Raw genomic sequence first — 3634 nt, forward strand, 5'->3', positions numbered from 1 at the left:
ATAACGCCGTCCTTCCCGGCATCGACACAAAGACTGGAAACCAGGTTCCAGCGTCTTCATTGACGCAGTTGAGTCAGATTTCTCAGTTAAAAACCTCTGACTACTGGTACGATCCCGCCGCAAATATGGTCCGTGTCGTCAAGGCCGGCGCCGTGCTCAATGGCATCGATTTTGGCAGCGCCACGGTCCAGATCATGGCCAATAATGTCACGATCGAGAATTGCACCTTTACGGGGACAACGGGTTGGTACGCCGTCGATCAGCTTAACTACGTGTCCGGCGCCGTCGTAAAAAACAACTCTTTCATCAATCCCGAGTTGTCCCTGAAAGAGGCAGCCGTTATCCTGTCGCGCACCCCGATCACCATCTTGAACAATACCTTCATCGACACGCCGGGCGACGGCATCGATATGACGAGCGGAATTGTTTCGGGGAATTATTTTTCGGGCGCCGGCTACACGTCGAATGGCACGCATCCGGACGCCATCTGGATAAGCGACAGCTTGGGTCCGACGGTGATCACCAATAATTTCATCGACTGGAGCCCGAATCCGACAAGCACATTTTACACCAACGATTGTGTTCGAGTCACAACCGAATTGGGTAATGCGCAAAACATCACGATCAGCGGCAATTATATGTTCGGCGGAAGCTGCGTGATAGATGCCGGAAATACAGGAAAAAACGGAATATTCAGCAACATCGATATCACGGATAACTATATCGGATTTGCTGGCGCCTACGATTTCTATCCCGGACCGCAAACGGGCGTGACCAAGTCGGGAAACGTCATCTTCGACTTCACCAATCCGGTCTATTCCACCAATGCCTGGGACGCCTACAAAGCGAATGGAATCGTCACCAATTGGCTCGTGACGCAGACCGGCGGGGCGAATAGCATCTATGCGGCGTCAACAGGCTCGACCACGCTCTATGGCGCCAGCAAAGCTGGCTCCTACCTCAATGGCGGCGCCGGCGAGACGATCTTCATCGGAGGCGCGGGAATCCAGGGGTACTGGGGCGGCTCGGGGAAAAACATTTTCTCTTACCTTTCCATCGCCGATTCCTATTACATGGGCCCCGACATGATCGGTAATTTCCACGTCGCAACCGACGTGATCGATCTCCATGCGATCAACGCCAATCCGGCTTCTCCGTCGGGAGGCAATTTTACATTCATCGGCTCCGCGCCTTTCAGCAGTGCGGGCGGTGAAGTGCGCGTCGTCCAGGATGTCGCAAAAAATCAAACCTATGTGCAAGCCGATATGGCCGGCGGTTCATCTCCCGAACTGATCATCCGCTTCTCGGGACTATTGAATCTGACGGCGTCGAATTTCGCCTTGACGACGGAACAATACAACGCCGCCATCGCCGCCTCCACGACCATGGCGTCGTTCCAGACTTCGCAAGCCTCGCTGGATCATGTCGCCGGCGGATTTTCGATCGTCGACAGCCTGGCCAATATCCAACCCGGTCTTGACGCCCTGCAGGCCGACGCCGGCCACATCAATAGTGTGACCTCGATCAGCGGCGTCATTGCGGTCAATGCCGCGACTTTTGTGGCGGACCAGACCATTCTGGACAAATTCGCGGGCGGTTTTTCGGTCGTGGACGCCGGCGCGAATCTTCTGGCGCGGATCGGCGCGCTCAATAGCGATGCCGGCCATATCAATGCGGTGACTTCGACCAGCGGCGCGGTCGTGGTCAACGCCGCGACTTTTGCGGCGAACCAGAGCATTCTGGACAAATTCGCGGGCGGTTTTTCGGTCGTGGACGCCGGCGCGAAAATTCTGGTGCGGATCGGCGCGCTCAATAGCCATGCCGGCCATATCAATGCGGTGACCTCGACCAGCGGCCCGGTCGCGGTCAATGCCTCGACTTTTGTTGGGGACCAGACCATTCTGGACAAATTCAGCGGCGGTTTTTCGGTGGTGGACGCCGGCGCGAATCTTCTGGCGCAGATCGGCGCGCTCAATAGCGATGCCGGCCATATCAATGCGGTGACCTCGACCAGCGGCCCGATCGCGGTCAATGTCGCCACTTTCCTGGCGGACCGGACCATTTTGGATAAAGTCGTCGGCGGTTTCGTCGTCAGCGACACCGGCGCGAATATTGTGGCGCAGATCGGCGCGCTCACTAGCGATGCCGGCCATATCAATGCGCTCAACTCGACCAGCGGCGTCCTTGGGGTCTCTGCCGCGACTTTTGCGGCGAACCAGACCATCCTGGACAAAACCACCGGCGGCTTCGCCGTTGTCGACAAGGGCGCATCTATACTGGCGCAAATCGACGCGCTGGAAAACGATGCAGACAATATCGATGCGGTGACCTCGACCAACGGCCTAGTCGCCGTCAATACCGCGACTTTTTTGGCGGACCAGAACGTTCTGGACAAATTCACCGGCGGTTTCACCGTCAAGGACACCGGTGCGAATATTCTGGCTCAAATCGGCGTGCTGGAAAGCGATGCCGGCTCGATCGCGTCGGTCACGCTGAGCGATTCCACTGCGGGGTCACCCGACGTCCTGACGCTGTCGGCGTCCGATGCGGCGGCCGATGCGGCCATTCTCTCCCAGATCGTCTCGCCCTATATCCTCGATGCGACCGACGCTTCCGGAGCGACCGCGACCGGGCATGGCTCCGGTCTCAACTTCCTCATTGGCGGCGCCGCGCTCTCAAGCGGCCCCGGTCAGCCAAAACTGACGGTCACGGGCGGAGGCTCAGGCGAAACGTTCCTGTTTTCCTCGAATTTCGGGTCGGTCGAAATAACCGATTTCGCGAATTACCAGGGCGCCGTCGCCCCGGACAAGATTTATCTTTCGACCGCGGATTTCGCCAACTGGCCGACGCTGCTGGCGCACGGGCAGCAGATTGGCGCCAATACGGTGTTCACCGCCGAAGACGGCGCCAGCCTGACCCTTGACGGGGTTTCGCTGACAAGCCTAACCGCCAGCGGGGCCGCGCAAACGGGGATCAAATTCTACCACGCCTGACCCGGCGCTGGATTTTCGCGATCCGACGCTTTCTCTCCGGGCACCCAGTACAGGCGCCCGGATTTTTTTTCGCCCGCCTCGATCCCCATTGCGCAACGGCGCTCCGAGCGGCGGTTCGCGCGCCCGTCACGCCAAAACTTTATCGGCGGTAGAGAAGTGGTCGAGTCGCCGTCGACGATGGATTTCTGTGTCCGGACACCGCGGACGTCGTTTGGGTCGCAAAAATATCAGAAAATTAAAAACTGTTTTAAATCATTGTGTTAGGCGATTTTTCAGATATGATGATTAGGCTGCATCTTGGGTGATGGAACACGTCTCACGGCTTTGAACGTCGAAATGTTGAATATACAAGTTCAGCATAACGAGGAGTCGTGTCTGGCGGCCACTAAATGCCACGGTCTTTGAGTCGTCATACGGATAGAAATTGTAAAGACCGTCTAAATGATTGAGGCACAAAATGTACACGCTTTCAGAACTCGCAATGCTACGTGCAGTAGACAATAACGCCGTCCTTCCCGGCATCGACACAAAGACTGGAAACCAGGTTCCAGCGTCTTCATTGACGCAGTTGAGTCAGATTTCTCAGTTAAAAACCTCTGACTACTGGTACGATCCCGCCGCAAATATGGTCCGTGTCGTCA

2 protein-coding genes are annotated in these 3634 nt (G+C 56.8%); both read left to right on the plus strand.

The features are described 5' to 3' along the window. Positions 1 to 125: 125 nt before the first annotated feature. Positions 126 to 2993, plus strand: a complete 2868-nt coding sequence (locus QZY01_RS21800; RefSeq protein WP_294541429.1) for a M10 family metallopeptidase C-terminal domain-containing protein — start codon at positions 126 to 128, stop codon at positions 2991 to 2993. 457 nt (positions 2994 to 3450) lie between these two features. Beyond that, the coding region (locus QZY01_RS21805) for a hypothetical protein (RefSeq protein WP_294541432.1) at positions 3451 to 3634 on the plus strand (184 nt) is incomplete at its 3' end.

Origin of the sequence: uncultured Rhodoblastus sp. (assembly GCF_903903185.1) — a bacterium.
In the GTDB taxonomy this organism is placed as follows: domain Bacteria; phylum Pseudomonadota; class Alphaproteobacteria; order Rhizobiales; family Beijerinckiaceae; genus Rhodoblastus.